Here is a 6,000-nt window from a genome sequence, read left to right on the forward strand (position 1 = left end):
AACTCCGGTCGCGAGGGGGGCACCTCAGTCGCGGACGGCGACAGTGATCTCGACCTCCACGGGGGTGTCGAGGGGGAGGGTCGCCACCCCGACGGCGGACCGGGCGTGCACGCCGGCGTCGCCGAAGGCGGCACCGATCAGCTCGGAGGCACCGTTGACGACGCCCGGCTGGCCGGTGAACGACGGGTCGCTGGCGACGAAGCCGACGACCTTGACCACCCGCACGACCCGGTCCAGGTCGCCGACCACCGACTTCACGGCTGCGATGGCGTTGAGGGCGCACAGACCGGCGAGGCGCTTCGCCTCCTCGGGGTCGACGAGGCCCTGGCCCTCACCGACCTTGCCGGTCGTCGGCAGCGCGCCGTTCACGAACGGCAGCTGGCCGGAGGTGTAGACGAGGTCGCCGTGCTGCACGGCTGGGACGTAGGCGGCGACCGGGGCGGCCACCTCGGGGACGGCGTGGCCCAGCTCGGCCAGACGCTGCTCGACGGTGCTCATGGGTGGCTCCCTTCAGCCCTTGGGACGCTTGAGGTAGGCGACGAGGTTGCTGCCGTCCGGGCCGGCGACGACCTGCACCAGCTCCCAGCCGTCCTCTCCCCACTGGTCGAGGATCTGCTTGGTGGCGTGGATGATGAGGGGGACGGTGGCGTACTCCCACTGCTGGATGCTCATGGCGCCGACCCTACCGGCAGCCAGCGACACCCACCCCCGTGCGTGGTAGGACTGCCTGCGTGAGCACCGACCGCGGCATCCTCGACCGCCCCGGCCCGCAGCCCGCGCGCACGGAGTCCTACGGTCCTGCACCGCACCAGGTCTACGAGGTGCACGAGCCGAGCACAGCCCCACGCGCCTGGGTGGTGCTCGTGCACGGCGGGTTCTGGCGGGCGGTCTGGGACCGCACCCACCTGCGCCCCCTGGCCGCCGCCCTCGCCTCCGAGGGGTATGCCGTCGCCCTGGTCGAGTTCGCCCGCTCCGGGATGGTGGGGGGCGGGCCGCCGGGGACGTTCGACGACGTCACCGCCGCCCTCGCTGCCGTGCGCCGGGAGGAGGCGGGCGCCCTCCCCGTCGTCCTCGTCGGTCACTCCGCCGGGGGGCACCTCGCGGTCTGGCTGCTTCACCAGCCCGCCGCCGCCCCTGTCCCGGGCTACGGCCCGGTCGTCGGTGCGGTGTCGCTGGCCGGCTGCCTCGACCTCACGACGGTGGCCGACCTCGGGCTGGACGACGGCGCTGCCCACGACCTGATGGGCGGGACCCCGGCGGACCTCCCCGAGGCCTACTCGCTCGCCGACCCCGCTCGGCTGGGCCCCACGCCCTCCCCGGTCGTGGTCGTGCACGGGACCACGGACGACCGGGTGCCGGTCGCGGTGGCGGAGTCGTGGTGGTCGGCCGCGGCCACCCCCGGCCGGGACCGTCTCCTCCTGCCCGAGGGTGCGGACCACTTCGCGATGATCGACCCGGCGTCGACGGCATACCCCCTCCTCACCGGGGAGCTGGCGCGACTCCTGGCCCGAACCTGAGGGGGATCTCAGAAACCTCCCGTACCGTGGTGACATGCGTTCTGCCTTCACAGCCGCCAGGGTGACCTCTCTGCTGGGGGTCTTCCTCGCCGTCTCGGTGCTCATGGGGATCATCGGCGCCGGCCTGGCTGCGCCGGTCATCGGTGCTGCGGGCCTCGCCGCGCGCGAGGGCGTGGGCATGTTCGAGGAGCTCCCCGGCGACCTCGAGGAGAACCCGCTGGCGCAGCAGTCCCGCATCGTCGCGGCCGACGGCTCCGTGCTCGCCACGCCGGCCAAGCAGAACCGCATCATCGTGGACAGCGCGGACATCTCGCAGCACATGAAGGACGCCCAGGTGGCGATCGAGGACGAGCGCTTCTACAACCACGGCGGCATGGACATCGAGTCACTGGCGCGGGCGGTCGTGAGCAACGCCGCCAGCGACTCGACGCAGGGCGGCTCCACGCTCACGCAGCAGTACATCAAGATGGCGCTCAAGGAGGAGGCCCTCAAGAACCGCGACATCGACGCCCTCCAGCAGCTCGACTCCCGCTCGGGCATGGACGGCTACGTGCGCAAGCTGCGCGAGCTGAAGTACGCGGTGACGCTGGAGGAGAGGCTGACCAAGGAGGAGATCCTCGTCGGCTACCTCAACCTGGCGTTCTACGGCGACAACGTCTACGGCGTCCAGGCGGCGGCCCGGCACTACTTCAACGTCGACGCCAAGGACCTCTCGATCCCCCAGGCGGCACTGCTCGCCGGGGTCGTCCGGGCCCCGTCGTCCACCAACCCGGTCGCCGACATCGAGCTGGCCACGGCCCGCCGCAACCTGGTCCTCGACAAGATGTACGACCAGGAGATGATCACCGAGCAGGAGTGGCAGGAGGCCCGCGAGAGCGACCCCGCCCTGGAGCTCACCGACTCCCAGCGATCGTGCATCAACTCCCGCAACCCCTACTTCTGCGACTACGTCACCACGTGGCTGCTGGACCAGCCCGCGCTGGGCGCCACCGAGGAGGAGCGGCTGGAGAAGCTGACCACCGGTGGCCTGACCATCACGACCACGCTGGACCCGAAGCTGTCCGCGGACCTGACCAAGACGCTGCGGGAGACCACCCCGCAGAACGAGTACAACATCGGCTCGGCCGCCTCGATCGTCCAGCCGGGCACCGGGCACGTGCTCGCCTTCGGCCAGTCCAGCTCGTACTCCTTCGACGAGTCCGGGGACAAGGTCCAGACCACGGCGGTCAACTGGAACGTCGACCGCGCCTACGGCGGCCCCGGCGGTATGGAGATCGGTTCCGTCGCGAAGGCCTACACGGTCGTCGAGGCGCTGGAGAAGGGCGTCCCCGTCGAGGCCGAGCTGGCCCTCAAGGAGCCGGGGCGCGCCACCCTCGGAGGGGTCTGGGTCGACAACCCCGAGGACCCCCAGCCCACCGGGGGCGAGGAGACCTTCCCCGTGGGCGTCTTCCTCCAGGACGACTTCGACGAGGGGTGCACCATCGGCGAGGAGTACTGGACCGTCCGCAACGCGGCCGACCAGAACCACGACTCCGAGATCACCCTGCGCAAGGCCACGGCCCTGTCGGTCAACACGGCGTTCGCCACGCTCGCCTCGCAGGTCGGCACCTGCGACATCATCGGCACGATGACCGCGATGGGCATGCACAACGACTCGGGCGAGACCTTCAGCCCCTTCCCGCCGGCCATCGTCCTCGGGGCCGACTACGCCTCGCCGCTGACCGTCGCCAGCTCCTACGCCACCTTCGCCTCCGGGGGCATCTACTGCGAGCCCCTGCCCGTCACCAAGATCGTGGACACCAACGGCACCGAGATCCCGCTGGAGACGCCCGCGTGCGAGCGCGTGATCGACGAGGAGGTGGCTCTGGGTGCCGTCGAGCTGCTGCAGGGCGTCGTCTCCCCCGACGGCTCGGGCTGGAAGGCCGTCCTCGAGGGCGACCGTCCCGCCGGCGGCAAGACCGGCACCAACGACAACTCGACCCACACCTGGTTCGCGGGGTTCACCCCCCAGCTGTCGACGGCCGTCTTCGTCGGCGTGCCGACCGGCGCCAAGGCCGGGGCCGACCGGGAGGACCTCACGATCGGCGACATCGTCATCGACGGCCCCCTCTACGGTTCCTCGATCGCCGCACCCCTGTGGAAGCGGATCATGGACATGGCGCTGGCCGGCGAGCCGGTCGAGGACTGGGAGCAGCCGTCCGACGAGATCCTCAACGGCAAGCGGATCACCATCCCCTCCGTCATCGGGATGACCGAGGCGAAGGCCAAGGAGAAGCTCGAGGACGTCGGCCTGACCGCCAGCGTCCAGCCGGTCGGCTCGAGCCAGCCCGAAGGCACGGTCGTCTACACCACCCCTGGCACCGGCACCTCGATCCGCACCTCCACGCCGGTCATCCTCCACGTCTCTACCGGACGGTCACCCGTGGTGCAGGCGCCCGCCGCCGCCCCGCCGGCGCCTGCCCAGCCGGCACCTGCCCAGCCGGCACCTGCCCAACCGGCGCCCGCCCAACCGGCGCCCGCCCAGCCCGCCCAGCCACCGGCGGAGCCGGCACCGCCGGTCGAGGAGCCGGCACCGAGCGAGCCAGAGCCTGCACCGAGCGAGCCGGCGCCCGCTCCGGCTCCGGCGCCGGAGCCCCCGCCGGCCGAGGAGCCGGCACCCCCGATCGCTCCGCCCGGGCAGGACGGTTGACCCAGGGCCCGTTCCCGGCGTCCGCCCTCAGCCGCGGTCAGGCGCCGTCAGGTGCCCAGCGCCCCGCGCACCGCTGCAGCCACGCGTCCGCCCTCGGCGCGCCCCGCGATCTTGGGCTGGAGCGCCTTCATGACCTGCCCCATACCGCCCATCCCGGACACCCCTAGCTCGGCGACCGTCTCGGTGGCCAGCCGCTGCAGCTCGGCGTCGTCGAGCTGGGCGGGCAGGTAGGCCTCGAGGATCGCCAGCTCGGCCTCCTCCTGCTCGGCGAGCTCGGGCCGCCCCGCACCGGTGTAGGCCTCCGCGGCCTCGCGCCGCTTCTTCGCCTCCTTGGCGATCACGCGCAGCACGTCCTCGTCCGTGAGCTCCCGGTGCTCCTTGCCGGCGACCTCCTCGTTGGTCACCGCGGTCAGGGCCATCCGGATCGAGCCGGCGCGCACCTTGTCCCGTGCGCGCATCGCGTCGGTGAGGTGGCGCTGGAGGGTGGCCTTGAGTCCGCTCTGCTCGGTCATGCCTGTCAGTGTCCCACCCCAGCCCTGGCCGGGCCTGCGAGGATCGGGGGATGGAACGACGGGCGTGGAGCGTGCTGGGCACGGGTGCGGCAGCTGCGGGGGCGGCGGTCACCTACGCGACGTGGGTGGAGCCACGGTGGTTCGCCCTGCGGCGGGTGGACGTGCCCTGCCTGCCCGCCGGCACCCGCCCGCTGCGCGTCCTGCACCTGTCCGACCTCCACCTGGTCCCTCGCCAGCACCGCAAGCGCGAGTGGGTGTCCGGCCTCGCCGCGCTGGCTCCGGACCTGGTGGTGCACACCGGTGACCATCTGGCCGACCAGGAGGCCGTGCCTGCCGTCCTGCAGACCTACGACCGCCTGCTCGACGTGCCCGGCCTGTTCGTGCTCGGCTCGAACGACTACTTCGCGCCGGTGCTGAAGAACCCGCTCCGCTACTTCGACGACAGCCACCGGAAGGTGGAGGAGCTCAGCCCGGTCCGGCTTCCCACCGCGGACCTCGTCGACGGGCTGACAGCCCGGGGGTGGCTCGACCTGACCCACCGTCGGGTCGAGCTCGACGTCGCCGGCGTCCGCCTCGAGCTCGTCGGGGTGGACGACCCGCACCTCGAGCTCGACGACTACGCCTCGGTGTCCGCCCCCGCCTCCCCCGACGCCGCGCTGACGATCGGGGTGACGCACGCGCCCTACCAGCGGGTGCTGGACGCGATGAGCGCCGACGGGGTGCGGCTGCTCATCGCCGGGCACACCCACGGGGGACAGCTCCAGGTGCCCGGGTATGGCGCTCTCGTCACCAACTGCGACCTGGACAAGGGCCGGGTGGCTGGCCTGTCTCGCTGGTGGCCGGGCGCGGGGAGCGCACCGTCCGAGCAGGCGCCGGCCGACGCCGCCTGGCTGCACGTGTCCGCAGGACTGGGCGGCAACCCCTACACCCCCTTCCGGTTCTCGTGCCGCCCGGAGGCGACGCTGCTGACGCTGCGGCCCGTCACCTGAGCGGATTCGGCCGCAGGGCGGCGCGTGCGTTATTCTTGCGGACGCTGCGTGCCGCTCGTCGGTCGCAGCATCAGCCACGGGGTGTGGCGCAGCTTGGTAGCGCGCTTCGTTCGGGACGAAGAGGTCGCAGGTTCAAATCCTGTCACCCCGACCACTGACACAAAGGGGCTCTTCACAGATGAGGGTGTAGAGAGCGCTGGCGCGTCGGTCCGGGGGTAGGTGTCGAGGTCTTCCGAAGATGGAGGTTCCTACGCCAGCCATCCGAAAGACCTCGACGTGCCCGACGCTACCTT

Annotated in this window: 6 protein-coding genes and 1 tRNA gene; 4 read left to right on the top strand and 3 right to left on the bottom strand. The window is 72.0% G+C overall.

From position 1 onward, the window contains the following. Positions 1-24: 24 nt before the first annotated feature. Together ACI3ET_RS14395 and ACI3ET_RS14400 are read right to left on the bottom strand one after the other, a co-directional pair. On the bottom strand, positions 25-498 hold the full coding sequence (locus ACI3ET_RS14395) for a RidA family protein (RefSeq protein ID WP_405033757.1): 474 nt from the start codon (positions 496-498) through the stop codon (positions 25-27). A 12-nt stretch (positions 499-510) separates the two neighbouring features. Next, positions 511-666, bottom strand: coding sequence for a DUF4177 domain-containing protein (locus ACI3ET_RS14400; protein ID WP_405033768.1), 156 nt, complete (start codon positions 664-666; stop codon positions 511-513). A 65-nt stretch (positions 667-731) separates the two neighbouring features. Between ACI3ET_RS14400 and ACI3ET_RS14405 the strand changes: the two genes are divergently transcribed. Further along, positions 732-1,517 carry an alpha/beta hydrolase family protein gene (locus tag ACI3ET_RS14405; RefSeq protein ID WP_405033758.1) on the top strand — a complete coding sequence of 262 codons (786 nt, stop codon included), beginning with the start codon at positions 732-734 and terminating at the stop codon, positions 1,515-1,517. Between the two features lie 34 nt (positions 1,518-1,551). Beyond that, a complete protein-coding gene (locus ACI3ET_RS14410) occupies positions 1,552-4,206 on the top strand; it encodes a transglycosylase domain-containing protein (RefSeq protein ID WP_405033759.1) in 2,655 nt (884 codons plus the stop codon). A 47-nt stretch (positions 4,207-4,253) separates the two neighbouring features. Here the strand turns inward: ACI3ET_RS14410 and ACI3ET_RS14415 are convergent, their stop codons facing one another. Beyond that, positions 4,254-4,718: a GatB/YqeY domain-containing protein gene (locus ACI3ET_RS14415; RefSeq protein ID WP_405033760.1), complete on the bottom strand. Its 465-nt coding sequence runs from the start codon at positions 4,716-4,718 to the stop codon at positions 4,254-4,256. 50 nt (positions 4,719-4,768) lie between these two features. Here ACI3ET_RS14415 and ACI3ET_RS14420 point away from each other — a divergent pair, with 50 nt between their 5' ends. Both ACI3ET_RS14420 and ACI3ET_RS14425 read left to right on the top strand, forming a co-directional pair. Beyond that, positions 4,769-5,707 carry a metallophosphoesterase gene (locus ACI3ET_RS14420; RefSeq protein WP_405033761.1) on the top strand — a complete coding sequence of 313 codons (939 nt, stop codon included), beginning with the start codon at positions 4,769-4,771 and terminating at the stop codon, positions 5,705-5,707. A gap of 77 nt (positions 5,708-5,784) precedes the next feature. After that, positions 5,785-5,861: transfer RNA gene (locus tag ACI3ET_RS14425), tRNA-Pro, on the top strand. Positions 5,862-6,000 lie beyond the last annotated feature (139 nt).

The sequence above is a fragment of the Ornithinimicrobium jinqii genome, from assembly GCF_045032595.1.
GTDB lineage: Bacteria > Actinomycetota > Actinomycetes > Actinomycetales > Dermatophilaceae > Ornithinicoccus.

What these genes read in the sequence shown, in the direction of transcription:
- ACI3ET_RS14410 (WP_405033759.1), top strand. Translation starts at nt 1,552, where the DNA reads ATGCGTTCTGCCTTCACAGCCGCCAGGGTGACCTCTCTGCTGGGGGTC.
- ACI3ET_RS14415 (WP_405033760.1), bottom strand. Translation starts at nt 4,718, where the DNA reads ATGACCGAGCAGAGCGGACTCAAGGCCACCCTCCAGCGCCACCTCACC.
- ACI3ET_RS14395 (WP_405033757.1), bottom strand. Translation starts at nt 498, where the DNA reads ATGAGCACCGTCGAGCAGCGTCTGGCCGAGCTGGGCCACGCCGTCCCC.
- ACI3ET_RS14420 (WP_405033761.1), top strand. Translation starts at nt 4,769, where the DNA reads ATGGAACGACGGGCGTGGAGCGTGCTGGGCACGGGTGCGGCAGCTGCG.